Genomic DNA, 24,772 nt, shown 5'->3' on the forward strand with positions numbered 1-24,772 from the left:
AATATCACTGCAGGTAAGTTTACTGACACTGACACTGATTGCAAATAACAAGCAGATTAACTATCGTTATTCACTTTATCTGTTGAATGTAGCGCTAACCAAGGAGAACGGATCCCCGACTCTAGAGTGGATAAAGGGCAAGGTTTATTGATAGCATAACCTTGGGCATAGTCGACCCCTAACGATTTAAGTTTTAAGCCAATATCAGCGGTTTCGACAAATTCAGCAATCACCTCAAAATCCATGTCTTTTGCTAACTGGCAAATGGCTGAGACAATCGCTTTATCGCTGCGATCTGAGCAAATGTTAACCACAAACTGACCATCAATTTTGACAAAATCCACATCTAACGTTTTTAAATAGGCAAAGCTAGAAAAGCCTGAACCGAAGTCATCTAGGGCTAATTTACAGCCTAATGGACGCAATAAATCAATTAAAGCCGTAGCTTGCTCAAGTTGGCTGACTGCGGCCGTTTCAGTGATTTCAAAACACAGTTTATCGACTAATTCAGGCTCAACCATTAAGCGCATTTCAAGCCAGCCCATAAATTTTTGATCGGCTAAAGACATCGCAGATAAGTTAACGGACACCATCGACATTTCACGCCAAATATTCAGATTCGCCCCGCCCCACTTTAGCAAATTATCAATAACCCATTGATCCACTCGCGAGGCTAAATTATAACGCTCGGCTGCGGGTAAAAAGATAGCGGGTGACACAAATGTGCCATCCTCTTGCACCATTCGCAGTAAAATTTCCATGTGCAAACCATGTTCATTTTTATTAAGCGGCTCAATTAATTGATAAAATAACTCAAATTGGTTCAACGCAAGTGCGCCTGTAATATCAACCGAAGCAACCATTTGGGTATACAGGATGTGAACTTGTGGGTCATCAGAATTGAAATAATGCCAACGATTCCGGCCCTCCTCTTTTGCTAAACGACATGCTGCATCGGCTTGGCTCATCACCTCGTAGATGTCTTTAGCGTGATGATCAAATGTCGATATACCTATGCTCATGCTGACATTATGTTTAACTTTTTTCCATTTAAACTCATGCTCCGACAGCTGCTGGCATATGCGTTTGGCCACTTGTTTAGCCGATACTTCATCGGAGTAGTACATCAAAATACCAAATTCATCACCGCCTAAGCGGGCAACCACATCACCTTTGCGAACTAATTGTTTAAGCCGCTTAGAAACCTGCTGCAGCAATTCATCACCCGCTTGGTGCCCGCTGAGATCATTCACAACCTGAAACTGATCTAAATCTAAAAAGGCCACACATGCAGGAATATTTTCATCGCCAGCGAGCAGCTCATCTAACATACCTTCAAATTGCACTCGATTGGGCAGCCCCGTTAATGCATCATGATTGGAATGAAAAGTAAGCTCATCCGCCAAACGGTAACGCTCTGTGACATCTTCGACCATCAGTAATAGTTGTTTTTGCGAGTTCAAGGCATGACAAAAACTCATTTTATACCAATGAGTTGTCAATCCTAACTTTAAAGGCACTTCACACCATGCTTGGCGAAGTACACCTTGCCTTACTATGTGCAGCGTATCTTTTAATAAGGCATGGTCATCATGTCTCAAGCCATCAAATAAGCTTTGACCAATTTGAAACTTGAGCATATTTTCAGACACATGATTTTGTAACACCACTTTATCAGCAACATCAATTAGGGCGCAGGCCATTGGCAAGTGACTGAATAACTCTTGATACTGTTTCTCTTTACTGTCGAGTAAAGTCGACAATCGAGTCAGCTCAAATGCACTTGCTAACTGAAAACAATGCTCATCTAACATTGACTGCCAAAAGCTTTCACAGCTCAGCGGCTTTTCGGACATAGAAAGGGCGGTCACAGGCTGAAAAGTCGTGGCAATTAACACCATAGTGACATTGCCAACACACACAGCAGAAGTGACTTCACAATGAAGAATCTGAACGCTTTTATCTATGTGCTGACTTAAATGTTGTGATATTTTTTGAGCTTGCTGACTCACTGGGGAGGTAAGATCTTGGAAAATATGAATGGGCTGTTGATGGCTTAATAACGCGTCAATTAACACTTGATCGCTTTCAATGGCTTGGGTTAATTGACCTTGAAATGAAAAATAATCACGAAAGTGACTGACCACAGTTGTAATGGACGTATCCACTACCTCTAAACTTGCCGAAAAAGTATTATTACTATGGCAACTTTTAATCGCGAATACTGCATCACAATTTAGTTGTTTACACACAAAAGCCAACACGTCATCCAGTATCATGATGGAGGTATTTTTACTGTCCTGTAACGAACCATTCGCCAATGCTAATTTCAACAATTGTGGAGTACTTTCAGCCATTCATTAACTCAATTTAGTTAGCTTTAATATCTTCGAAAAACCTACCAAAACAGCAGATTCAATCCCTATATGCACACGATAATCTGTCCCTGAACTGCCAATCTATTTTGTTGTTATGTGACCCCAAATGCCCCTAGACACGTTTTGTTTATGGATTGATAATCACTTCAGAATAACAATAGTAGAAAACAAGGTGTTAGTCAGTAAAACATCATGTTATTTTTTAATATTATGACACTGTGTCACTCGCCACTAACAGAAAAGTAAACAAGCTGAATATGCAAAATACCACTAAAAGGTTATTTCTTGGATTTAGTGTCAAAAAAACACTAGAGCGTCAATTTTTTGATATGCAGCAAAAGCTTACATTACATATTAATACAGAAGCTTTAGCGGTTTTACAACCGGACATGCATATTACCCTTGGTTTTTTGGGTCAGGTGAAAACCTCATGTATACCAGCCCTGTTAGCTGAGATCGATGTGCTTTATAAACCGTCATTTGAACTTGTGTTATCTACATTATCTTGGTGGCCAAAACCGCAGATCATTTGCTTAGAAGGCCAAGCTGGCAAATCCCTTTTAACCATGGCACAAAATGTCCAGCAAATAGCGTTAAAACTCGGCTTACATCAAAACTTATACAGTTACCGTCCCCATGTCACTCTCTTTCGCCAAGCCACATATCTGACTTTACCTAAAGACACCAACATAGACTGGCATAACATTTTGTCCCAAGGTATTTGGGTATCACAGCTGCACTTATATGAATCGCGCCAGGTCACAGCAGGTGTGCAGTATGACATATTGCACACCTGGCCATTGATGTAAGATCTACAATCACAAAAGTAAAGAATCTACCTTCTAAAGAAGGTGGCTTTGATACCACTCCCTAAAAGGGCGCTTTCCTACCGTGCGTTAAAAGACGCCGTATATATCCCTATAGGCTCTACTAAATCATCCCTGATTTAGAAGCTTGTACCTAACCAATAGCAAAGCTCACCTATCACTTGAGTTAATCAGCTATTGAACATACATAAGGCAAAGCCTAATTGATGATAACCCCTACTGAAATAGTTGGTTTAGCGCAGAAAATAAAAGCCATCTTACGATGGCTTCAAACTTTTAAGGCTAATCTTTACACAAAGCATTAACCAATCAACACGCTCGCTTAGCGTTTTAATAGCTCAGCAACGGTGAGCACTCCGTGGGCTGTCGCACCTGCGCCCCAAAGTCCTGTAGCTGAAGATTCAAATGCAGCCGCTAAATCAATATGGAGCCAGTTTGCATCAGGTGAAACAAAGCGCCATAAGAAACCGGCTGCGTTAGAGGCACCACCCGCACCACCACCTTTAACCGGACGACTGTTTGCCGTATCAGCATACGCTGACGGACATGCATCACGATGCCAAGGATCTAATGGTAATGGCCATACATTTTCACCCACTGCGGCGGCACATTGCTGCGCCATTTTAATGGTCTCAGTTTGTGGCGAGAAAATCGCATTATATTCATTACTCACAGCCATTACGGCCGCACCGGTTAATGTGGCAGCATCAATAATGAATTTGGCACCAGATTCAGAAGCCGCTTGTAAGCCATCAGCAAGAACTAAACGGCCTTCAGCATCTGTATTAACAATTTCAACTGTAGTACCATTTTTGTAAGTCAGAATATCACCCAGCTTGAATGCATGACCGCTGACTAAGTTTTCTGCACAACATAAATACAACTTCACCCGCTTGTTTAAACCCGACTTTATCGCCAATCCCAAAGCTGCTGTTACTGTCGCGGCGCCACCCATATCGCATTTCATCGTCAACATGCCTACTGAAGATTTTAGGCTATATCCGCCCGAATCGAAGGTAATACCTTTACCTACCAACGCAGTATCCACGGGTGCGTCTGCCGATAAAGGATTAAAATCTAACTCAAGTAATGCTGGCGGACGCTCACTACCACGACCCACAGCATGAATACCTACCCACTTTTTCTCTAATAAAGCTTGGCCTTCAATAATATTGAAACTGACCTTGTCACCACCAATCGCTTTTAACCAGTTAGCAGCTTGAGTCGCTAAAGACACCGGCGAAAGATCCTCTGGTGTATCATTGGTTAATTTGCGAGCAAAATTTGCCGCTTCAAGGCGATGTGCTAAAGTTTGTTGTTGTTTTTCATCGCCACACCAAAGTACTTCATATCCTGGTTTTGCCGTGGCAAATCCTTGAGCAAACACCCATTGTAAATCTATCGTCCATAATTCCCCCTCAAGTTGAACTTGATTGATCCCTTGATTACGAATTTTACGCGCAGCCATTTGCACTTGGCGTAATGGCGCATTGCCATTTAAATGAATAAAACTCGTTTGGCCTTCAAAGGTCACATCGGCTTTGCCCCAATGCGGAGCTGGAGCAGACTGGGTTAAGATGACGGTCATTACTTGCATGATAAATTCCTTGTTTTGCAGCGACAGTGCGTGATGTCAGCAGGATAAACGCAACCACTAAACTGACATGACGAAATTGAGACTAGTATATCAGCAGTCACATTCTTTTATCTAATGCTGTATGGTTGCCATTATTTACCGTAAGAATGCACATTATGAACTTTACCCCTCCACTACAACACGGCCGTTTAATTAAACGTTATAAGCGATTTTTAACTGACATTATTTTAGATGATGGCACCGAAATCACGATCCACTGCCCCAATACGGGTTCAATGAAAAACTGCTTATACCCAGGCCAAAGCGTGTGGTTTTCACAATCTGATAATCCCAAACGTAAGTACCCCTTCACTTTTGAAATTATGCAATCAGATGAACACCATCTAATTGGCATCAATAGTAGTAGGGCCAATGCATTAGCAGAGGAAGCGATTAATAAGGGGATCATTAGCGAGTTAAGCGGCTACACAAGTTTACAAAGAGAAGTGAAATACGGAGAAGAAAATAGCCGAATTGACATTCTTTTAACTGGCCAAGACAAACCTAAGTGTTATATTGAAATCAAGAGTTGTACTTTGCTAGAAGAAGGGGTCGGATATTTTCCTGATGCTGTGACAACGCGGGGACAAAAGCATCTGCGAGAACTGATCCAAATGGTACAACAGGGTCACCGTGCGGTATTGTTGTTTGTGGTGCAGCACAGTGGGATCTCAATAGTAAAACCCGCTGAACATATCGATCCTCATTACGCAGACTTACTCAAACAAGCAATTAAATTAGGCGTTGAAGTTCTGGCATACCAAAGCTCCATTTCACCCCATGCCAGTGGCATTACCGGCCCATGCAAAGTGATTGTGTAGATCAAATAAACAGGATTTATCCAGTAAAAAGTTTGCCTCACTATACAGATTCTGGTATAGATAGCGGCCGTAAAATTAAGACGCAATTTAAACGCAAACGATAACAGGAGATGCGTTATGCCTGAAGGCACTAAAAAACTTGGCGTACTCGCTATCGCAGGTGTAAGTCCTTACCAGGAACAAGCTGGCGAGGAGTATATGAATACCAAGCAACGTGGTCACTTTAAGCTGATCCTCGAAGCATGGCGTAACCAATTGCGTGAAGAAGTAGACCGTACACTGACTCATATGCAAGACGAAGCTGCTAATTTTCCAGATCCTGTAGATCGTGCAGCTCAAGAAGAAGAGTTCAGTTTAGAACTTCGCGCTCGTGATAGAGAACGTAAGCTCATCAAGAAGATTGAGAAAACATTACAGAAAATCGAAGAAGACGATTTTGGTTTTTGTGACTCATGTGGTATCGAAATTGGTATCCGCCGTCTTGAAGCAAGACCAACTGCTGATCAATGTATCGACTGCAAAACATTAGCAGAAATTAAAGAAAAGCAAATGGCTGGTTAAATACGTTTAGGGCGAGATTCATCTCGCCCTTTCTATTTGTCACCCTCAGATAATATTGCAAAAGATATGTCATATATCGGACGCTTTGCGCCATCCCCGTCTGGTTCACTCCATTTTGGTTCATTAGTTGCCGCTCTAGGTAGCTACTTGCGTGCCCATAGTTTATCCGGACAGTGGCTGGTTAGAATGGAAGATATTGACCCGCCCCGCGAAGTGCTAGGTGCCAGTGATGACATACTTCGTACACTCGAAGCCTATGGTTTACATTGGCATGGTTCAGTGCTCTATCAAAGCCAGCGCAGTCAAGCCTATCAAGATTGCATCGAGCAACTTCTCTCAAACAATCAAGCTTATTATTGCCAATGTACGCGCAAAATGATTAATGCAATGGGTGGCGTTTATGACGGTCGTTGTGCTAATAAATTACCATTGCATTCAAGCGGAGGGATCCGTGTTCGCAACAGCGCCAAAGTGAATCATTTTCACGATATTAACAGAGGCGAGGTTTGTGTCGAGCAAACGTTTGCTGCTGAAGACTTCATTATAAAACGCAGCGATGGGTTATATGCATATCAACTTGCAGTGGTATTGGATGATGCCTTTCAAGGTGTCACTGAAGTGGTGAGAGGCAGCGATTTATTAGAAGCCAGTTGCAGACAATTAAGTTTATACCATATGTTAGACTTACCGGCTCCCACATGGTTACATTTGCCGCTAGCTTGCGCTAAGCCGGGGTTCAAACTTTCTAAACAAAACTATGCCCCAGCCATTAATATCAAAGCTCCGCAGCAAAGCCTTAATGCAGCACTGTCCTTTTTGGGTCAAGCCGCTGTCGATATTGATGATACCGATGTCATGCTTTCACAAGCCATTAGCCAATTTTCGTTAGCTGATGTTCCCAAACAAGCCGAAATAATATTGCCGCAAACGTATTAGTGCATGTTATACGATAAGCAGCTAATGAATTTAATCCACAGCACTTATCACGTTCCCTATCTACTCATTCGATCGCAATTGGTATATCATACCCGCCAGATTTTTAATCAATGAATTTAGCTTCAACGAGGTGTATTATTTTTCGCCGTATTAGTCAGTTCTGCAAACAATTATTTGATGATAATAAAGCAGCACCCGAGCCCGAAACGCCGTTAGTAGAAGAAAACGGCCTACGTTTGGATATCATTAACCGTGATAGCCACGATATTTCGCGCCGTCAAATCAGTGAAAATGCACTAAAAGTGCTTTATCGACTGCACAAATCAGGATTTAAAGCCTATCTCGTAGGTGGTGGTGTTCGTGATATCTTATTAGGGCTAGAACCCAAAGATTTTGATGTGGTCACCAATGCAACCCCTGATGAAATTAAAAAGCTATTTCGCAATTGCCGTTTAGTGGGTCGCCGCTTCCGTTTGGCGCACATTGTGTTTGGACGAGACGTGATTGAGGTTGCGACCTTTCGCGGTCACCACGGTGAAAACAGTGATAACATTTCCAAATCGAATGCTGAAGGCCGCCTATTACGCGACAACGTATACGGTGAAATAGATGAGGATGCAGAGCGTCGTGACTTTACCGTAAACGCGTTATATTACGATATCAGTGACTTTTCTATCCGCAGCTATGGCGGCGGAATTGATGATTTGCATGCCCGTAAAATCAAATTAATTGGTGACCCAGAAACCCGTTACCGTGAAGATCCTGTGCGTATGCTTCGCGCAGTAAGATTTGCGACTAAATTAGACATGCAGATCGAAGCGATTACCGCTGCCCCGATTAAATCATTAGCGCCGTTATTAGCGGATATTCCTGCTGCGCGAATGTATGAAGAAGTATTAAAGCTTTTCTTTGCGGGTAAAGCCCTAGCTAACTACCAAATGATGCAAGATTTTGGCTTGTTTGCCCCTTTGTTTCCACAAATCCAAAGCGTGATCTCTGAATTACCAAAAGGTCATGCCGCAAAGATGTTAAATTTGGTCATGCGCAGCACTGATGAGCGTGTTAACCAAGACAAACCTGTTACCCCTGCATTTTTCTATGCCGCGATATTATGGTATCCCTTAAAACAACGCGCTGATGATATCGCGCTGGAAAGTGGTCTGCCGTTGTATGATGCACAAGTCGCCGCGATGGGCGATATCATGGAAGAACAGTGCCGCACAATCAGTATCCCACGTCGCTTTAGCACACCAGCAAAAGATATTTGGCTGTTGCAAATGCGATTTGAACGCAGCCAAGGCACGCGTGCATTTAAGCTATTAGAGCACCCTAAGTTCCGTGCTGCATATGATTTGCTTTTATTACGTGGAGAAGCTGAAGGCGGCAATGCGGCTAAACAAGCTAGTTGGTGGCAAGCCTTTGTCGAAGGTGATGAAGCACAACGCAATGTGATCGCCAAAAGCGCGAATAAAGCTGGTGGCAACCGAAATCGCAACGCGACTCAGCGTAAAAGAAAACGTAAGCCTGCCGCCAAAAGCCCTGATTCTTCGGCTGAATAATGACATTAGTTTATGTTGCTTTAGGCGCAAACCTTGAACAACCAGAGCAACAGCTTAACCAAGCTGTTGCTGCATTGAAAAAGATCGCTGATTTTGGTGAACTCACGGTTTCTAGCTTTTATCGTTCCACTCCTATGGGCGATATCAGCCAACCTGACTATATCAATGCGGTTGCCTGTTTTCAGACTCAATTAGCCCCCATAGCCTTATTAGATGCGCTGCAAAATATTGAACAACAACAAGGGCGAATTAGAAAAGCACACTGGGGACCGCGAACATTAGATCTTGATTTGTTGTTATATGGGCAACAAGTGATTGACCTCCCTCGTCTACAAGTGCCGCATTATGGTATGAAACAGCGCAGTTTTGTGCTGGTCCCCTTAGCTGAGATTAGCGAAGGTTTAATCTTACCTTGTGGTCAAACATTAACATCATTGTTGACCACGGAAATGTACCAATCACTGCACAAATTACCCAGTAAAGAGTTGATTTTACCACTTTAGAGTATATGCTCCACAGTGTATTAATTTGAATTGTTTTAAGAGTCCACTATGTCAAAAGTCACTAGCTCTACCCTAATGAAGTTTAAGCAAGAAGGTAAAAAATTTACCGCATTAACTGCATACGATGCCAGTTTTGCAGGCGCCTTCGACAGTGAAGGGATTGACGTACTGTTAGTCGGTGACTCTATGGGCATGGTATTACAGGGCCATGATGATACCCTGCCGGTTACCGTTGCTGACATTGCCTATCATACTGCTTGTGTTCGCCGGGGCATTAGCCGTGCACTATTAATCGCTGATATGCCATTTATGAGCTACTCAACCCCACAACAAACCATGGAAAATGCCGCTAAACTCATGCAAGCTGGCGCCAACATGGTAAAAGTGGAAGGTGGTCATTGGTTATTAGAAAGCGTTAAAATGCTGACTGAAAGAGGGATCCCAGTATGTGCTCATTTAGGGCTTACACCTCAATCTGTGCATGTGTTTGGTGGCTTTAAAGTGCAGGGGCGTGATGCCGATAACGCACAACGTATTTTAGATGAAGCCAAAGCATTGCAAGCTGCTGGCGCACAATTATTAGTGCTTGAATGCATTCCGGCCACATTAGCCAAAGCTATCACGGAGGCATTAACCATTCCTGTGATTGGTATTGGTGCCGGTGCGGATACTGACGGTCAAATTTTGGTCATGCATGACGTATTAGGTATCTCAAGTGGCTACATCCCGCGCTTCTCTAAAAATTACTTAAAGCAAACAGGCGAGATCCGCAGCGCTATTCGGGCTTATATCGATGAAGTAGCAAATGGCTCTTTCCCAGCTGAAGAACACATTTTTAACTAATTATTTGTTGCAGGTTTAATCCATCATGATCACTACCGCCGCCATCGCAGATATTCGTGCCCAAGTGAACGCTTGGCGCACCAAAGGCGAAACCATTGCATTTGTACCAACCATGGGTAATTTGCACCAAGGGCACATAACGTTAGTGCAGCAAGCACGTAGCAAAGCAGACCATGTGGTTGTGTCTATTTTTGTTAATCCAATGCAGTTTGGTCAAAATGAAGATCTTGACGCCTATCCACGCACCTTGGAAGAAGATAGCAACGCGTTAATCGCTGCGGGTGCAGCCTTGTTATTCACCCCAACACCTGAAATCATTTACCCAAAAGGATTAGCACAACAGACCTATGTTGACGTACCTGAAATTGGTGATGAACTTTGCGGTGCAAGCCGACCTGGACATTTTCGTGGCGTGGCAACGATCGTCAACAAATTATTTAATATTGTTCAGCCGGATATGGCCTTATTTGGCAAAAAAGATTTTCAGCAATTATTAGTCATCAAAACCATGGTGGAGGATTTATCCTTACCCATCGAGATTATTGGCGTCGATACCATCCGTGAACCGTCAGGTTTAGCCATGAGCTCACGAAATGGCTACTTAACCGCACAAGAAAAAACCAGTGCAGCAGCGCTAAAGCAGACATTAGATAATATGGCTGAGAGCGTAAAACAAGGATTGAGTTTAGACGTTATCATTAAAACGGCACAGCAATCATTGATTGCGGCAGGTTTTACTCCTGACTACCTTGAACTGAGAAATGCTTGTAATTTAAAGCCCATCACTGATGAGGATAAAGAACTGGTTATTGTCGCGGCCGCTTATATTGGTAAAGCCAGATTAATTGATAACCTGACCTTTACCCGATAGCCCTAAGCCCTGCATATTTATATCAATTGCAGGGTATAAACTCCCATTCATCATCCCCTGATTAATATTTAACAGAAAGTTAACTTCATCAAGCAAAATCCATTGTCAATAACCTGCATTTGTCGGTAAACTGACTCAGACCTATTTAGAAGAAATTCATCCAAAATTTTATGCGGTAACGCTCCGATGAGCCTATACTACTTAACGGTATATCGTGGATTTACAAAAGGATATGTGGCCGCATGGCAAAAATTGTATATTTAGTGGTGTTCTTGCTCAGTCCTTCAGTGGCACTGGCGAATACTAATGCTATCTATAAATGCATGAAAGACGACAAAGTTGTCTTCAGCCATAGCGTTTGTCCTGAAGCATTTCGGCAACATAAAATTGAATATGAGAATGGTATCACCACAGAAGTTGATTCAGACAAGCGTGAAACCAAAGTCGACCCATTAAGAGCCCTTCTTAACAAACAAACGATTTCGAAAGAAAAATTACTCTTGTTACTTGACGGTGAAATTTATCGTTTAAAGCAAGAGAATAGTTATTTTGAGATATTGCGTGCCAGTGAAATACAAAAGCTGGATCGCAAACGCTTTTGGCAAACCAAAGCGAAAGATGATCCCAGTTATGGCCTTGAGCTACAGGAAATTAACGAGCGATTTGATCAACTGATGCTCAACAATACCAATGTGATTGAAGTGTTAAATAAGCATAAACAAAAAATTGAAGGTGAAGTCACACCAGATCAGCTGATGAGCCAATAATTGAAGCTCATTAACGACTCCGACTTTAAATGCTATTCAAGCCAATCTTATCTCGCTATACGACTCAAAAATAATCCAATCAACACTCATAAAAGCCTGATGAGATAAGTTTACAATTCAGCCTATCTCACCCCAGTTAATCAGCTCAGCAGATGTGACCAAAATATCTTTTACTCGGGTTTAAACACCCCAATCATATTCCCTGCCGCCTGTTTAGGGACAGCGATATCTGTTTGCTGCTCACGATAATCACAATCGGTACACTCTATGGTTTCTATATTATTTTCTTTAAATAATAAAATACTGTCCTTTGCGCCACATTTTGGACATTTTGCCCCAGCTACAAAACGTTTTTTAATTTTTGCCATTATATACTCTAGGTTGATTAACTAACTTCTACGGTATACGACTATTTTGCCCTATTAGTCTTCTTGCGTCCCGCGATTGTGGGAAATAATTGGCGAATACGGTATTATCCCCCCACTTTATTTTATCGCGCCAAGTTGTATTCATGATCAGTATTAGCCAAGCCCAATTAATTCGAGGCAGTAAAACCCTGCTCGACGAAACTTCTGTGACTATTTACCCAGGTCACAAGGTCGGTTTAGTCGGCGCAAATGGCACAGGTAAGTCTTCCTTATTAGCCTTGATTTTAGGACGTCTGCATTTAGATAAAGGGGAGTTTTCTTTACCCGCAAACTGGCAAATATCATCGGTCGCTCAAGAAACCCCCGCACTTGATGTCTCAGCATTAGAATACGTGCTAGATGGTGATACCGAGTTTAGACAACTAGAAGCTGAACTGCTCAAAGCGCAGGATGAAAATGATGGTAATGCTATTGCCTTAATTCATGGAAAGATTGATGCCATTGGTGGGTATGCTATTCGCGCCCGAGCTGGCGCATTGCTAGCAGGTTTGGGCTTTAGTGATGCAGAACAAAGCAACCCAGTGAAAAGCTTTTCTGGTGGCTGGCGTATGCGGTTAAACCTTGCCCAGGCACTATTATGTCGCTCCGATTTACTGTTACTCGATGAACCAACTAACCACTTAGACCTAGACACCATGTATTGGTTAGAGGGTTGGATTAAATCTTATCAAGGCACCTTAATCCTCATTTCCCATGATAGGGATTTTATTGATGCCATTGTCGATGAGATTATTCATGTCGAAAACCACAAGCTCAACTTTTATAAGGGTGGCTACAGCGCCTTTGAACACATACGAGCGGAACGCTTATCCCAACAGCAAGTCGCATTTGAACGCCAACAAAAAGAACGCGCACATATGCAATCTTTTGTGGATCGTTTTCGTTATAAAGCCAGCAAAGCTAAACAAGCACAAAGCCGTTTAAAAGCGTTAGAGCGCATGACAGAGCTATTGCCATCGCAAGCAGATAACCCTTTTCAAATGGCCTTTCGTGAGCCAGAAGCCTTACCTAACCCACTGGTAACGATGGAGCAAGTGTCTGTAGGTTATGGTGAAAAAACCATTCTAAGTAAAGTGCAACTCAACTTAGTCCCCGGCGCGCGCATTGGTTTACTGGGCCGAAATGGCGCAGGTAAGTCGACATTAATTAAATTACTGTCGGGTCAATTACAGGCGTTATCGGGCAAATATGAGCCCAATCCTGGTTTAAATATTGGCTACTTTGCCCAACATCAAATTGAGTTTTTACAACTTGATGATACCCCATTACAGCACCTTGCTCGCCTAGCACCCAATGCTAGAGAGCAAGAGTTACGCAACTTTTTAGGTGGATTTGGTTTTAATGGGGATATGGCTTTATCGGCCGTAAGACCTTTTTCGGGTGGCGAAAAAGCTCGTTTAGTACTGGCTTTATTAGTTTGGCAACGTCCTAATCTATTGCTACTGGATGAGCCGACCAACCACCTTGATTTAGAAATGCGCCATGCGCTAACGATGGCCCTGCAAACATTTGAAGGCGCAATGGTTATTGTATCGCATGACCGCCATTTATTGCGTTTAAGTTGTAGTGACTACTATCTTGTGGATCAAGGTGAAGTGAAACCTTTTGATGGCGATTTAGATGATTACCATCAATGGCTACTCGATGCAGCCAAAGCCGCTCAAGCCAGTAACAAGTCCGACAATGTAAAAAGCGATACCGCGCAAGTTGACAAAAAACAGCAAAAGCGCATCGAGGCTGAATTACGTCAAAAAGTGTCACCGCTTCGAAAACAGCAAGTGAAATTAGAAACTGAGCAGCAGAAGATTACCGACCGTTTAGCTGAACTGGAAATCATCCTCGCCGATGGCAGTCTTTATGAAGCAGAAAACAAAGCAAAAATGACCCAGGTACTGAATGAGCGAACCCAGCTGACTCAAGCAATGGATGAAAGCGAAATGAATTGGTTAGACATCCAAGAGCAAATCGAAGCCATAGAGCTGAGTGTGAATCATAACGCTGGGTAATATTTCAGAGCGATCAGTTAGTTGGAGTCAAAAGGGATGATAAGCAATAACACTGCTTCGCTAGCATACATTAAGGAACAATAATGGGATCGACTAACACTACATTTTCAATGCAACTATGGCAACAATGTGAGCAACAATACCAAGTAGACCCCAAAGCCTATATCGCGTTGCAAGATGATTATCAGGTCAACGTTAATTTATTGTTGTTAGCGCAAAGGTTAGATCAACAAGGTTACTTACTTAATCTTCCTCATTGGCAGCAATTAACGGCGGTGATTGAGCAATGGGAAACCAAGGTGTTAACTCCATACCGTCAATTACGCCGCATAGCCAAAGCCCATTTAGCGGCTAGCGAATACCAAAAAATGTTGGATGTAGAATTGATAATGGAGCGTAAATCGCAAAAAATCTTGCTGCAACAGGTTAATCTTGTTCAAGGTGAGCCAATGTTAGCGAATAACAGCGCCACCAATAATACCGACCATTATTTAAGCTTATTCGGGCTGAATAGCACCCACTTACCGCAATCTATTGCGCAGCGTTAATGTCACTCGCTATGTCGCTGTTGACGTTAATCGCTGGGCTAATAAGGTGGCATTTCTAGCCACTAATCCATAAATAGATAACTGCGGATTTGCGCCTAAACTAGTTTGAAACATTGACCCATCAAACACAGATAAATTATCAAAATAATGTGATTGACCAAAGCTATCCACCATAGCCTTAGTGGTATCCTCGCCCATTGGACAGCCTCCCATAACATGGGCTGAAGCGACAATGGTTTTCAGTAAACGTAAATCCATTGACCCTATCACTTCTTGTGCCTGCTTCCATGAAGTTAAAAATGATAGCCCATCATTCATCGGCAATACCTTTTTAGCCCCTGCAGCAAACTGTAGCTCAGCCATCGATAAAAAGGCTTGTCTTGCTCCAGCCCAAAAGCCCTCGGTTAAGGGATAATCCAGTGCAAAACCATGCTCAGCTAAGCGAACCTGTCCACCAGGACATTGATCATTAAAGCCGTCTCGAATCAGGGCTATCACCACCTGCAATTTATTAAAGTTGGCCATTAACTGTGCATGGCTTTGTCCAAAGCCAATCGTTTTAGAGGCAATTAGCACCGGATGAATTGGCGCGACTTCTAGCTTGTAGCCTAAATCACCTGTCGCGCCGTCATGCCAAACAAACTGGTCAGAGTAAATAGATTGCGGCGCACCGCTATGGCCATTGATCTGCTCATCGAACATCGCACCTGATAATAATGAAGGGTGCAAAAAGGTTTTACCCAATAGCTTATGTGGGTCTGGCACCTTTGAACGCATTAAAATGGTTGGCGTATGAATTGCTCCAGCGCTTAAAATATAATGTTTGGCACTAAAAGTGAGCTCCACACCGCTAGGCTTTAAGCCTTCAGTTAAAGCATGTGCCGTTATACCTTTTACTTGATCGCCTTGATGATCTAGCGTGGTGACTTTAGCGCGTGAAATTAACGTTGCGCCCTTGTTCAATGCCGCAGGAATGGTGGTGACTAACATTGATTGCTTAGCGTTTACCGGGCACCCCATACCGCAGTAACCTGTGTTCCAACATCCGCTGACATTACGCTTAATAACCGTATGCTCCCAGCCTAGTTTTTCACAACCTTCACGTAACACGCCATTATTTCGGTTTGGATCATACTGCCACTCTTTGATATTCAGCCGTTGTTCCATTTTTTCAAACCATGGCAACATGTCTTCGGCAGACGTGTTAATCACCGCGCGCTCTGCTGCCCAAAAATCGAGGGTTGGCTTGGGTGTTCTAATCGATGTGGTCCAATTGATGGTGGTCGAGCCACCAACAGCGCGACCTTGAAAGATGCCAATGCCTTTGTCGGCGGTTTTCATCGCTGCGGCTTGTTGATATAAATTGGGATAAGCGTGGCGCTCTTCCATATCAAAATCTTTAGATGATTTGAGTGCGCCCCCTTCAATCATAATGACCGTTAGCCCTGCGTCAGTTAAGATCTCGGCCGCGGTTCCGCCACCGGCTCCCGTCCCAACAATAATGACATCAGCCTCAAAATGACGGTTTTGCTGCAAAGTACTGGCATCGATATGCTGCCAGCCTGATGCTAAACCTGTAGTAATAGGATCGATAATAGCCAATTGAAGAAACTCCTTTAACTGAACAAATTGCGGTGGTTAGGCATTAAGCAAAAAAGTCGGTTTTGCGTAACCTAATTTTCCCCAATGGGCTGGGCTAGAATAATAGCTGGCTAGAATTAGCTCTCTTAAGCCTAGGTATGCTGTCTGAACCATATCTAAATAATGAAAACGCCACTCCTCAAGCATATCCACTAATTCAATGGGCGAGCGCAACACTAAATGTGTCATGCTTCCGGTGAGAAATAATAAACCAAGTCGGCTTTCAAGTAAGGTAAGCAACTCTTTAAGTTCTGCTTGTTGTTCCTCTGGCAAAACTGATATTGAAGCTTGTATGGAGTCCAATGTGGTATCTATGGCTATCTTTCTTTGGCTTGCTATATCAGGTAAAGCACCGTCTAAGAAAGCGGGGATCAGCACACTGAATAACACACGATAATTCACATCCTCACCCACTTGAATTGAATCAGATGAATACCAATTAACCCCTAACGCAAGCGCAGCAGTTCCCGCAAAAGCACTGGTCAAAAAAGTACGACGTTTCATGCGTTCACCCCTATTCTTTTGTTGAGATTTTTATCTGTGTTAAAGTGGAATGAATAGTATTTAAACACACGTTTAAACTTTCACAAACACTCATAGAATAACCCATGCCGATAAAACGCTTTTTTACACCACCTTGGTGGGCCGCTAACCCGCATATACAAACTATTTTGCCGTTTTTGTTCAAAGTGGACAAACCAGAGGTTTTTCGCCAAAGGCAAGAGCTTGATGACGGCGATTTTATCGATTTAGACTGGTCTGGCACTGCGCAAAATGGTGAACCCATTTTGGTGATTAGCCACGGACTAGAAGGGGGCACAGAGTCGCATTACGCCCGTAGAATGTTAGTTGCAGCTAAGCGAGAAAAATTATGTGCTGTTGTACATCATCACCGTAGCTGCTCAGGTGAACTCAATCGCCTAGCGCGAAGTTATCACAGTGGTGATTTCAACGATCTGGCATTCACTCTGCAACAGCTCAAAACCTATTATCCTGACTCACCATTATTTGCTGTCGGCTATAGCCTTGGCGGCAATGTATTAGCCAAATATCAGGGCACCACCCAAGATGAGAGCTTACTCGATCGTGCCGTGGTGATATCGGCACCGTTAACTCTGAGTGCCTGCGCTAAAAAACTCGAAAAAGGATTTTCTAAAATCTACCAAACTCATTTAATTACACGTTTACAAACAAAGATCAGTGCAAAACTCGACAATAATGATTTAGCCGCGCAAATGCCGCTCAGTAAAGCAGAATTAAAACAGCTAAAAACCTTTTATCAATTCGACGACAAAGTGACAGCACCTTTGCATGGATTTAGTGGCGTTGAAGATTATTACTCACGTTCAAGTGCACTAGGATTATTAAAACATATCAGCAAACCAACCTTGATCATTCATGCCAAGGATGATCCCTTTATGACCGAGGCCGTTATCCCAACTCAAGATGAATTATCTCAGAGCATTCGTTATGAACTGCATGATAATGGGGGCCATGTTGGATTTATTGATGGCGGTTGGCCGTGGAAACCAAGCTATTATCTTGAAAAACGAGTCCTCACTTTCTTACTTGCTAAGCAGCCTGAAACCCTACAAGGTGATAACCCATGATCATTCCCTACGAGTCCCTGCAACAATTAGATGCTGAAACGCTAAACAATTTAATTAAAGAATACTTATTAACGCAGGTGGAAGATGGCGGCTTCAGTGAATTTAATTCTCAACAACTGTCCACCATGATTAAACAAAGTCAACAGGCCTTAAAAACAGGCGAACTGGTTGTTGAATACAGTGAAGATGATGAATCAATTGCCATTAGACACAGACAAAACATCGTGAATTCAAAATAATAACTCGGCCTAATATTGACCAAAAGGTCTTAACTACCGTATAAATGTTAGTCCAACGAATACATCGCATTAACAATATGCCATGTAAAACATGTATATCATTATGATTTCTAGGCAGGAACAATGTCAGCTAAACACCCTATTATTGCTGTAACGGGCTCATCTGGCGCCGGAACAACAACAACGACAATGGCTTTTACGCATATTTTTCGCCAATTGGGGATTAACGCAGCCTTTGTTGAAGGGGACAGTTTTCATAATTTTACCCGTGCGGAAATGGAAGTGTTAATTCGCAAGTCTCAAGCTGAAAATCGTAATATTAGTTATTTTGGTCCTGAGGCGAATAACTTCATTAAACTTGAAGAATGTTTTACCAGCTACAGTGAAACCGGCACAGGTAAAACCCGCAGTTATCTGCATACGTTTGATGAAGCTGTGCCCTTTAATCAAATGCCAGGGACTTTTACCCAATGGCGCGATTTACCACCTAACACGGATATGTTGTATTACGAAGGTTTACACGGTGGCGTGGTCACCGATGATGCTGACGTCGCAAAACATGTTGATCTGCTGATTGGTATGGTACCGATTGTTAACTTAGAATGGATTCAAAAAATTATTCGTGACACCAATGATCGTGGCCATAGCCGAGAAAAGGTCATGGGATCAATCGTGCGCAGTATGGATGATTATATTAACCATATGACGCCGCAATTTTCACGAACGCATATTAATTTTCAACGAGTCCCTACGGTAGATACATCTAACCCTTTTAGCGCCAAAGACATCCCAAGTTTAGATGAAAGTTTTGTGGTTATTCGTTTTCGTGGCATGAACAATGTCGATTTTCCATACTATTTAAGCATGATCCAGGGTTCATTTATGTCTAGGGTAAACACGTTAGTGGTTCCTGGAGGCAAAATGTCTTTAGCGATGGAGTTGATCCTCACGCCATTGATTAAAAACTTAATGGATAAACGAATTGAGCTTGAAAAACTGGATGACTAAGCCGCTTCACAACATGGCTGGTTCACAATCGTTAAGCTATGTTAGATAACATTTTTTGCTGTAAAACGATTAATGAAGACTTAAGTTTGCATTAAGCTAATTATATTATTCTACTGCTATCGGGACTTCAGGCGAAAGAACGATAGCTGATATGCTCATGTGTTAATTCCCCCATATTTATCTGTTAGCACATTGAGCATGTTGGCGTTTACTTAACTATCCCTATGCCTTTTCAATTCCAATTAATCAAGAAGCGGGATCACCTCACGATAGGCTTGATTATTCTCGTACTGTTGTAATCGCTGTAAAAACTCATCGCTTTTAGCCACTTCAGGGTAAAGTTTTAAGGCATCAATCGCTTTTTTCTGAATTGTCACCGCTTGGGTAAAATCGCCAAGCTCGGCATAACCTGCAGCTAAATTATCTAATATTGTCGGATCGTCTTGATTTGCCTCAAGCAGTTTAAGCGACAAACTCACCGCTTTCGAACCGTCACGATATTCAGATTCAGGACAAGTGGCTAAAATCCATGCCACATTACCTAAAGAAACCGCATCACCAGCGGTACCAAATTGGATTAACGCTTTACCACAATTGCGCTCTATCCCATCTCCGCCAGCAGCATAAATAAAGCCCAAACGAAAATTTGCCCACTTATCACCCTGCTCGCTCATGGCTAAATACCATTTCTCGGCTTTTAACAGATTACGTGGCACTAACTTACCTTCAAAGGTTAAATCAGCTATGGTTTGCTGAGCTTTTAAATGTTGCTGATGAGCGGCCTGTTCAACCCACATAAATCCTTCAGGAATATTAGACTCGACAAACCGTCCCGACAAGTACATTAGCCCTAGTAAAAATTGCGCATCTGCATCACCTTGAAGCGCCTTTAATTGAATATGAACGACTCGAGATTGAGTTTGTGAGGCCATAGTTTGCGGCAGTGAAAATGCTTGTACATCAGGTAAAATAACCCCATACAATACGGCACAACTTAATCCTATTTGAAATAACTTTTTCACATAAACCTCGATAACGACAGCAACAACATACCCAACATAAACCATCTGAGACTTGCAATACAATAAACTATCATAGAACATTCACCATCCATTAATGCTAATTGATATCAATAATAAAAATCTCTATCAAGTAAATGCGAAGGGGAAATTATTGTGATTTTGACCAGACTATGACATTTTAATTGACCCAACGCTCAAATATGAGCAAATAAATCTAAATTTGAGCCAGTTAATATAAAATACCGTGTTACTAAATTCGATCTCCATCAAAGTTTTACCTTATTAAACAGCGTAAAATGCTTAATTAGAGATTACTTACTTACTTTTAATCAATCGAGGAATATACAATGGCTCTGATTGGTAAGCCAAAACCTGATCCAACATTGGAATGGTTTCTGTCACACTGTCACATTCATAAATACCCAGCAAAAAGCACCTTAATTCATGCTGGTGAAGATTCTGATACATTATATTATATCGTTAAAGGTTCCGTTGCCGTATTGATTAAAGATGAAGAAGGTAAAGAAATGATCCTGTCTTACCTTAATCAAGGTGACTTTATCGGCGAGCTAGGTCTGTTTGAAGAACAAGCTGAACGTACCGCTTGGGTTCGTGCCAAACAAGCCTGTGAAATTGCTGAAATCTCCTACAAAAAGTTTAAGCAACTCATTCAGGTAAATCCTGAAATTCTGATGAAACTATCCGCTCAAATGGCTTACCGCTTACAAAGCACCAGCCAAAAAGTGGGGGATTTAGCTTTCTTAGATGTTGCAGGCCGTATCGCGCAGACATTGTTACACCTTGCTAAAGAGCCTGATGCAATGACTCACCCTGACGGAATGCAAATCAAAATTACTCGCCAAGAGATTGGCCAGATTGTGGGTTGCTCACGTGAAACAGTAGGCCGTATCTTAAAGATGCTTGAAGAGCAGAATTTAATTCAAGCGCACGGTAAAACAATCGTGGTTTACGGTACGCGTTAAGTTAAGCTTCAGCTTGATTTAAGCCAAGATTATTAAAGTGGTGACAGTTTATCTGAACACCACTTTTTTATGTCTTGGAGTGAGTATGTCCTTGTTTATCACTATAGGCTTATTTAGTCTTAGCACATTAAACACCCACTTAGTTGATCCCCAACAACTATTCGAAGTGGATCATGACCATGTGCAACAACTGGTCAGCCAAGGCCATATTCGTTCGCTAGATGAAAGCCTAAATTGGTTAGCACAATATTGTGATGTACAGCTAATTGATGCACAACTATTCCAACACAATAATACTTGGCGATATGATCTACAATTACAATTAAAACAAGGCCACACCGTTAATCTGCAATTTGACGCAAAAAGTGGTACTCTCAATTCGTTAACTCAATTACCTAGTGAATGCACACAACATGAAACTGCTACTCGTTGAAGACAATCCACTTTTAGTGGCTGAACTAGAAAAGCAACTCAAACAAGCTGGTTATGTTACCGATGTAACCGATAAGGCCGTTGAAGCCGATTACCTCATTAAAGAAACTCAATACGACTGTATTATTCTTGATATTGGTTTGCCTGACGGTAATGGGCTTAATTTAGTCACAAGTTGGCGCGAGAAAGGCATAGAAACACCCGTTATAATGCTCACAGCTCGCTCGCAATGGCATGAAAAAGTAGAAGGTTTTAATGCAGGGGCCGATGATTATTTAGGTAAACCATTCCACGCACAAGAATTACTTGCACGCATTCAAGCCTTGATCAATAGAGCCCACGGCCGAGCGAACAGTTCATCAAAGCAACTCAGTTTTGCTGGTGTGACCTTAGATGAAGCAGAACAAAAAGTGATTGTTGCTGAGCAAGAGTTTGAATTGACGGCAATGGAATTTAGGTTGCTGAAAATCTTTTTAATGTCGCCTAAAAAACTGCTTTCAAAAACACAGCTAACCGATAAGCTCTATCAATTTGATGATGAAAAAGAAAGTAATGTTGTTGAAGTATATGTCACTCATCTGCGTAAAAAATTAGGTAAAACCACCATCGAAACACGACGGGGACAAGGATACATTTTCCACGGCATAGTGGAACAATGATCTCAATTCGTTCAAAGCTCAGCCTCTGGCTGAGCGGTCTTGTTATTTTAAGCACTATCATAGGTTTAATGCTGTTTGAATCTATGCTCAGAGAAGCTTTTCACGACTCTATCATTAATCGTCTAGAAGAAGATTTAGAACATGTCATTCTGGCTACGCGGTTACAGGATGGAGAAATCGAAATCGACTCTCGCCAACTGTCCAGTTTTTACAAACCTGCGTATTCAGGGCGTTATTACCAACTCAACTTACCTAATCAAGTCATTCGCTCGCGATCGCTGTGGGATGTAGAACTTGAAATAGAACCATTAGCGGATTCAGAAAAACGTGTATGGCAAGCTAAGGGGCCTAAAAATAATGATATGCAGCTGTTATCTATTGGTATTGGCTCAGATGCCACGCCTAATACGGCAACCTTGACTGTAGCACAGGATTTGAGTATCGGTAGGCGCGTTTTCAGCGAAGTCTATGGCACTAAATTAGCCATTAATATTGGCATGTTGCTGGCCATGATTTGCGGCATTTTTGTGATATTGCGACAATCTTTCAAACCGGTAAAAAAAATTCAACAATCATTAGCAAGATTAAGACAAGGCGAAATCAGTGCCCTTGATACTCAGCAGATCCCCTCAGAAATTCAACCGCTCGCTGAAACCTATAATCAGTTACTCGACTACACCGCAAAGCAAATAGAACGCAGTCGGAATAATCTAGGTAACTTAAGCCATGGTTTAAAAACCCCACTAGCGATTATGCAGCAGCAGGTTGAAGCGCTTGGGTTAACCGATCCTGACGCCGCGATAGCCATGCAGCAGCAGTTAGATCAAATCAGAAAAATGATTGAACGCAAACTCGCTGCAGCAAGGGTCACAGGTGACATGCTTCCAGCAGCGCAGATGGCAGTAAGTAAAGACTTTACCAGCTTAATCAATACCCTGAATAAGGTTTATCGCCATAAAACCATAGCCGGTGAACTGCATAATCCCCAGCAATTGTCGCGTATTCCTATTCACAGAGAAGATGGCATGGAGCTATTTGGCAACCTGCTTGATAATGCATTCAAATGGGCAGGTTCAAACGTACAAATATCGCTTAAGAAGCAACATGGTCATGCCATTATGATCACGGTTGAGGATGACGGCCCAGGTGTCCAACAGGATCAGTTAGCTATCCTCACCGCCCGAGGAACACGTTTAGATGAAGACGTAATGGGCCATGGATTGGGATTATCTATTGTGAAAGAAATCTGTGACCAATATGGATTTACATTGCAGTTTAGCGCCAGTGAACTGTTATCAGGTCTGGCGGTAACTGTTATTATTCCACAAACTAAATCGACTATTTAGCCCAGCTATACTTCTGAAAAAGGTGGCTTTGAGATCACTTCCTAAAAGGGAGTTTTCCTACCATACATTAACAAAACGCCGTAAATAAATCCCTATAGGCTTTACTAAATCATCCCTGATTTAGAAGCTTGTAACGCACCATTAGCAAACCGCTGGTATCACTTGAGTTAATAAGCTATGTGGTTTAGGGCTGAAAAAAAGCCTCATCAGCATAAAATCGCAAGAATGAGGCTTTAAGTTGAACATGTAGCGTAAAAATGATCCTTTACGCTGGCATGGCTTACATCATGACATTAGTGCTTTCAAAAATCTTGTCCGCTGATGCAGCCACAAACCCTGTGTAAAGCTTGCCATTTTCCATCGGGTAACGACGGGCAAATTCATAGAAACAACTTGGGATCTCTGCGTCGCCATCGGTAAAGCTCACAACGACTTTATCAGCCATGGTTGAAGATTGCTCTAATAACACCTCAGGGGTCCCTTTAATCTCACCACCTGACGAATTAAGCACAAATCCGGCATCTTTCAATGCCTGATTGACATCTTCTATACGCTCGAAATCTGGCAGATCATTTATCGATACCGTAAAGTGGTTAGCCCGATAGCCAATTGCAGCAACCCATGCCGCATATTCACTTTCAGCCAATAACGCCTGATATGTGGCTTTGTCTAATTGCCAGTGACGACCTGAATAAATAAAGTTATCTGCAACTAAAGCAGACTCATCAACCTGATCAATAAAACCGTTAATAGTCTGTTGTAATTCAGGACTGAATTCTTCAACTAATAATTCAGAAATAAACACTTTAGGCTGAGTTGGGTCTGGATGTTCAAAATGTTTCGCCACGAGCTTTTTCTGCTCAAACTTATAGTCACCGCAGTCGACATACCCAATAGAGGTAAAATGTTTAGCGAGTACACTTAAATTGACTTTAGCGATGTTAAAAGTACGAAGTGCAATGTGATCATTGATGATCGGTGCACCTTTACCGAGTAATTGATGAATTTTTGCAGCAGATGGGGTCATTTTTATATAGTCTTGCCACATAGCTGCAAACAACGTATTCACGTCAGTATGCATAGTTAAATCCTTCTAAAAACAGATTAAAATTGAATTCGGGTAATCGTAATCTGATGTTTCAAATTTT

25 protein-coding genes are annotated in these 24,772 nt (G+C 42.2%); 18 read left to right on the forward strand and 7 right to left on the reverse strand.

The genetic code is table 11. From position 1 onward, the window contains the following. Positions 1-56: 56 nt before the first annotated feature. The gene (locus tag OHT75_RS08340) at positions 57-2,357 is read right to left on the reverse strand and encodes a putative bifunctional diguanylate cyclase/phosphodiesterase (protein WP_264726029.1); all 2,301 of its coding nucleotides are present in this window, start codon (positions 2,355-2,357) and stop codon (positions 57-59) included. Positions 2,358-2,635: 278 nt separating this feature from the next. Between OHT75_RS08340 and thpR the strand changes: the two genes are divergently transcribed. After that, a complete protein-coding gene (thpR, locus tag OHT75_RS08345; RefSeq protein WP_264726030.1) occupies positions 2,636-3,187 on the forward strand; it encodes an RNA 2',3'-cyclic phosphodiesterase in 552 nt (183 codons plus the stop codon). A 340-nt stretch (positions 3,188-3,527) separates the two neighbouring features. On the opposite strand, the gene pepB is transcribed toward thpR, so the two are convergent. Beyond that, positions 3,528-4,802 carry an aminopeptidase PepB gene (gene pepB, locus OHT75_RS08350; RefSeq protein ID WP_264726031.1) on the reverse strand — a complete coding sequence of 425 codons (1,275 nt, stop codon included), beginning with the start codon at positions 4,800-4,802 and terminating at the stop codon, positions 3,528-3,530. A gap of 155 nt (positions 4,803-4,957) precedes the next feature. On the opposite strand from pepB, the gene sfsA reads away from it, so the two are divergent. From sfsA to OHT75_RS08390, 8 genes are all read left to right on the forward strand, one after another. Further along, positions 4,958-5,662, forward strand: coding sequence for a DNA/RNA nuclease SfsA (sfsA, locus tag OHT75_RS08355; RefSeq protein ID WP_264726032.1), 705 nt, complete (start codon positions 4,958-4,960; stop codon positions 5,660-5,662). Positions 5,663-5,779: 117 nt separating this feature from the next. Next, complete coding sequence (dksA, locus tag OHT75_RS08360; RefSeq protein WP_264726033.1) at positions 5,780-6,223, forward strand: RNA polymerase-binding protein DksA; 444 nt, start codon at positions 5,780-5,782, stop codon at positions 6,221-6,223. 66 nt (positions 6,224-6,289) lie between these two features. Next, positions 6,290-7,159 (forward strand): tRNA glutamyl-Q(34) synthetase GluQRS, encoded by an 870-nt coding sequence (gene gluQRS / locus OHT75_RS08365; RefSeq protein ID WP_264726034.1) that lies wholly within the window; start codon positions 6,290-6,292, stop codon positions 7,157-7,159. Positions 7,160-7,269: 110 nt separating this feature from the next. After that, entirely contained in the window at positions 7,270-8,718 is a 1,449-nt protein-coding gene (gene pcnB, locus OHT75_RS08370; RefSeq protein WP_406681999.1) for a polynucleotide adenylyltransferase PcnB, read from the forward strand. Next, on the forward strand, positions 8,718-9,221 hold the full coding sequence (gene folK, locus OHT75_RS08375; RefSeq protein WP_264726035.1) for a 2-amino-4-hydroxy-6-hydroxymethyldihydropteridine diphosphokinase: 504 nt from the start codon (positions 8,718-8,720) through the stop codon (positions 9,219-9,221). The genes pcnB and folK overlap by 1 nt, the downstream gene beginning before the upstream one ends. Before the next feature lie 48 nt (positions 9,222-9,269). Continuing rightward, complete coding sequence (gene panB, locus OHT75_RS08380) at positions 9,270-10,064, forward strand: 3-methyl-2-oxobutanoate hydroxymethyltransferase (RefSeq protein WP_264726036.1); 795 nt, start codon at positions 9,270-9,272, stop codon at positions 10,062-10,064. A 25-nt stretch (positions 10,065-10,089) separates the two neighbouring features. Further along, a complete protein-coding gene (gene panC / locus OHT75_RS08385; RefSeq protein WP_264726037.1) occupies positions 10,090-10,935 on the forward strand; it encodes a pantoate--beta-alanine ligase in 846 nt (281 codons plus the stop codon). 242 nt (positions 10,936-11,177) lie between these two features. After that, complete coding sequence (locus OHT75_RS08390; protein WP_264726038.1) at positions 11,178-11,702, forward strand: DUF4124 domain-containing protein; 525 nt, start codon at positions 11,178-11,180, stop codon at positions 11,700-11,702. A gap of 170 nt (positions 11,703-11,872) precedes the next feature. On the opposite strand, the gene OHT75_RS08395 is transcribed toward OHT75_RS08390, so the two are convergent. After that, on the reverse strand, positions 11,873-12,070 hold the full coding sequence (locus OHT75_RS08395; protein ID WP_264726039.1) for a YheV family putative zinc ribbon protein: 198 nt from the start codon (positions 12,068-12,070) through the stop codon (positions 11,873-11,875). A gap of 143 nt (positions 12,071-12,213) precedes the next feature. On the opposite strand from OHT75_RS08395, the gene OHT75_RS08400 reads away from it, so the two are divergent. After that, on the forward strand, positions 12,214-14,136 hold the full coding sequence (locus OHT75_RS08400; RefSeq protein ID WP_264726072.1) for an ABC transporter ATP-binding protein: 1,923 nt from the start codon (positions 12,214-12,216) through the stop codon (positions 14,134-14,136). Between the two features lie 83 nt (positions 14,137-14,219). Beyond that, positions 14,220-14,684: a TIGR02444 family protein gene (locus OHT75_RS08405; RefSeq protein ID WP_264726040.1), complete on the forward strand. Its 465-nt coding sequence runs from the start codon at positions 14,220-14,222 to the stop codon at positions 14,682-14,684. A gap of 9 nt (positions 14,685-14,693) precedes the next feature. Here the strand turns inward: OHT75_RS08405 and OHT75_RS08410 are convergent, their stop codons facing one another. Together OHT75_RS08410 and OHT75_RS08415 are read right to left on the reverse strand one after the other, a co-directional pair. Further along, entirely contained in the window at positions 14,694-16,286 is a 1,593-nt protein-coding gene (locus tag OHT75_RS08410) for a GMC family oxidoreductase (RefSeq protein ID WP_264726041.1), read from the reverse strand. A 36-nt stretch (positions 16,287-16,322) separates the two neighbouring features. After that, complete coding sequence (locus tag OHT75_RS08415) at positions 16,323-16,829, reverse strand: TAT leader-containing periplasmic protein (RefSeq protein WP_264726042.1); 507 nt, start codon at positions 16,827-16,829, stop codon at positions 16,323-16,325. A 110-nt stretch (positions 16,830-16,939) separates the two neighbouring features. Here OHT75_RS08415 and OHT75_RS08420 point away from each other — a divergent pair, with 110 nt between their 5' ends. The 3 genes from OHT75_RS08420 to OHT75_RS08430 all read left to right on the forward strand — a co-directional run bounded on the left by OHT75_RS08420 (position 16,940) and on the right by OHT75_RS08430 (position 19,182). Beyond that, complete coding sequence (locus tag OHT75_RS08420) at positions 16,940-17,935, forward strand: hydrolase (RefSeq protein ID WP_264726073.1); 996 nt, start codon at positions 16,940-16,942, stop codon at positions 17,933-17,935. Further along, positions 17,932-18,174, forward strand: coding sequence for a YheU family protein (locus OHT75_RS08425; RefSeq protein ID WP_264726043.1), 243 nt, complete (start codon positions 17,932-17,934; stop codon positions 18,172-18,174). The genes OHT75_RS08420 and OHT75_RS08425 overlap by 4 nt, the downstream gene beginning before the upstream one ends. A 123-nt stretch (positions 18,175-18,297) precedes the next feature. After that, positions 18,298-19,182: a phosphoribulokinase gene (locus OHT75_RS08430; RefSeq protein WP_264726044.1), complete on the forward strand. Its 885-nt coding sequence runs from the start codon at positions 18,298-18,300 to the stop codon at positions 19,180-19,182. A gap of 242 nt (positions 19,183-19,424) precedes the next feature. Here the strand turns inward: OHT75_RS08430 and OHT75_RS08435 are convergent, their stop codons facing one another. Next, complete coding sequence (locus OHT75_RS08435) at positions 19,425-20,114, reverse strand: tetratricopeptide repeat protein (protein WP_264726074.1); 690 nt, start codon at positions 20,112-20,114, stop codon at positions 19,425-19,427. Positions 20,115-20,551: 437 nt separating this feature from the next. Between OHT75_RS08435 and crp the strand changes: the two genes are divergently transcribed. The 4 genes from crp to OHT75_RS08455 all read left to right on the forward strand — a co-directional run bounded on the left by crp (position 20,552) and on the right by OHT75_RS08455 (position 23,624). Continuing rightward, the gene (gene crp, locus OHT75_RS08440; protein WP_188840258.1) at positions 20,552-21,187 is read left to right on the forward strand and encodes a cAMP-activated global transcriptional regulator CRP; all 636 of its coding nucleotides are present in this window, start codon (positions 20,552-20,554) and stop codon (positions 21,185-21,187) included. Positions 21,188-21,272: 85 nt separating this feature from the next. Then, positions 21,273-21,620 carry a PepSY domain-containing protein gene (locus OHT75_RS08445; protein WP_264726045.1) on the forward strand — a complete coding sequence of 116 codons (348 nt, stop codon included), beginning with the start codon at positions 21,273-21,275 and terminating at the stop codon, positions 21,618-21,620. Next, a complete protein-coding gene (locus OHT75_RS08450) occupies positions 21,601-22,278 on the forward strand; it encodes a response regulator (RefSeq protein ID WP_264726046.1) in 678 nt (225 codons plus the stop codon). Before OHT75_RS08445 ends, OHT75_RS08450 begins: the two co-directional genes overlap by 20 nt. After that, positions 22,275-23,624, forward strand: coding sequence for an ATP-binding protein (locus tag OHT75_RS08455; protein ID WP_264726047.1), 1,350 nt, complete (start codon positions 22,275-22,277; stop codon positions 23,622-23,624). Before OHT75_RS08450 ends, OHT75_RS08455 begins: the two co-directional genes overlap by 4 nt. 280 nt (positions 23,625-23,904) lie before the next feature. On the opposite strand, the gene OHT75_RS08460 is transcribed toward OHT75_RS08455, so the two are convergent. Beyond that, entirely contained in the window at positions 23,905-24,705 is an 801-nt protein-coding gene (locus OHT75_RS08460; protein ID WP_264726048.1) for a DUF1338 domain-containing protein, read from the reverse strand. Positions 24,706-24,772: the final 67 nt, after the last annotated feature.

Source organism: Shewanella subflava (assembly GCF_025971955.1).
GTDB lineage: Bacteria > Pseudomonadota > Gammaproteobacteria > Enterobacterales > Shewanellaceae > Shewanella > Shewanella subflava.

Coding starts and splice junctions, on each gene's coding strand:
- OHT75_RS08340 (WP_264726029.1), bottom strand. CDS start 2,357: ATGGCTGAAAGTACTCCACAATTGTTGAAATTAGCATTGGCGAATGGT.
- thpR (WP_264726030.1), top strand. CDS start 2,636: ATGCAAAATACCACTAAAAGGTTATTTCTTGGATTTAGTGTCAAAAAA.
- pepB (WP_264726031.1), bottom strand. CDS start 4,802: ATGCAAGTAATGACCGTCATCTTAACCCAGTCTGCTCCAGCTCCGCAT.
- sfsA (WP_264726032.1), top strand. CDS start 4,958: ATGAACTTTACCCCTCCACTACAACACGGCCGTTTAATTAAACGTTAT.
- dksA (WP_264726033.1), top strand. CDS start 5,780: ATGCCTGAAGGCACTAAAAAACTTGGCGTACTCGCTATCGCAGGTGTA.
- gluQRS (WP_264726034.1), top strand. CDS start 6,290: ATGTCATATATCGGACGCTTTGCGCCATCCCCGTCTGGTTCACTCCAT.
- pcnB (WP_406681999.1), top strand. CDS start 7,270: ATGAATTTAGCTTCAACGAGGTGTATTATTTTTCGCCGTATTAGTCAG.
- folK (WP_264726035.1), top strand. CDS start 8,718: ATGACATTAGTTTATGTTGCTTTAGGCGCAAACCTTGAACAACCAGAG.
- panB (WP_264726036.1), top strand. CDS start 9,270: ATGTCAAAAGTCACTAGCTCTACCCTAATGAAGTTTAAGCAAGAAGGT.
- panC (WP_264726037.1), top strand. CDS start 10,090: ATGATCACTACCGCCGCCATCGCAGATATTCGTGCCCAAGTGAACGCT.
- OHT75_RS08390 (WP_264726038.1), top strand. CDS start 11,178: ATGGCAAAAATTGTATATTTAGTGGTGTTCTTGCTCAGTCCTTCAGTG.
- OHT75_RS08395 (WP_264726039.1), bottom strand. CDS start 12,070: ATGGCAAAAATTAAAAAACGTTTTGTAGCTGGGGCAAAATGTCCAAAA.
- OHT75_RS08400 (WP_264726072.1), top strand. CDS start 12,214: ATGATCAGTATTAGCCAAGCCCAATTAATTCGAGGCAGTAAAACCCTG.
- OHT75_RS08405 (WP_264726040.1), top strand. CDS start 14,220: ATGGGATCGACTAACACTACATTTTCAATGCAACTATGGCAACAATGT.
- OHT75_RS08415 (WP_264726042.1), bottom strand. CDS start 16,829: ATGAAACGTCGTACTTTTTTGACCAGTGCTTTTGCGGGAACTGCTGCG.
- OHT75_RS08425 (WP_264726043.1), top strand. CDS start 17,932: ATGATCATTCCCTACGAGTCCCTGCAACAATTAGATGCTGAAACGCTA.
- OHT75_RS08430 (WP_264726044.1), top strand. CDS start 18,298: ATGTCAGCTAAACACCCTATTATTGCTGTAACGGGCTCATCTGGCGCC.
- OHT75_RS08435 (WP_264726074.1), bottom strand. CDS start 20,114: ATGGCCTCACAAACTCAATCTCGAGTCGTTCATATTCAATTAAAGGCG.
- crp (WP_188840258.1), top strand. CDS start 20,552: ATGGCTCTGATTGGTAAGCCAAAACCTGATCCAACATTGGAATGGTTT.
- OHT75_RS08445 (WP_264726045.1), top strand. CDS start 21,273: ATGTCCTTGTTTATCACTATAGGCTTATTTAGTCTTAGCACATTAAAC.
- OHT75_RS08450 (WP_264726046.1), top strand. CDS start 21,601: ATGAAACTGCTACTCGTTGAAGACAATCCACTTTTAGTGGCTGAACTA.
- OHT75_RS08455 (WP_264726047.1), top strand. CDS start 22,275: ATGATCTCAATTCGTTCAAAGCTCAGCCTCTGGCTGAGCGGTCTTGTT.
- OHT75_RS08460 (WP_264726048.1), bottom strand. CDS start 24,705: ATGCATACTGACGTGAATACGTTGTTTGCAGCTATGTGGCAAGACTAT.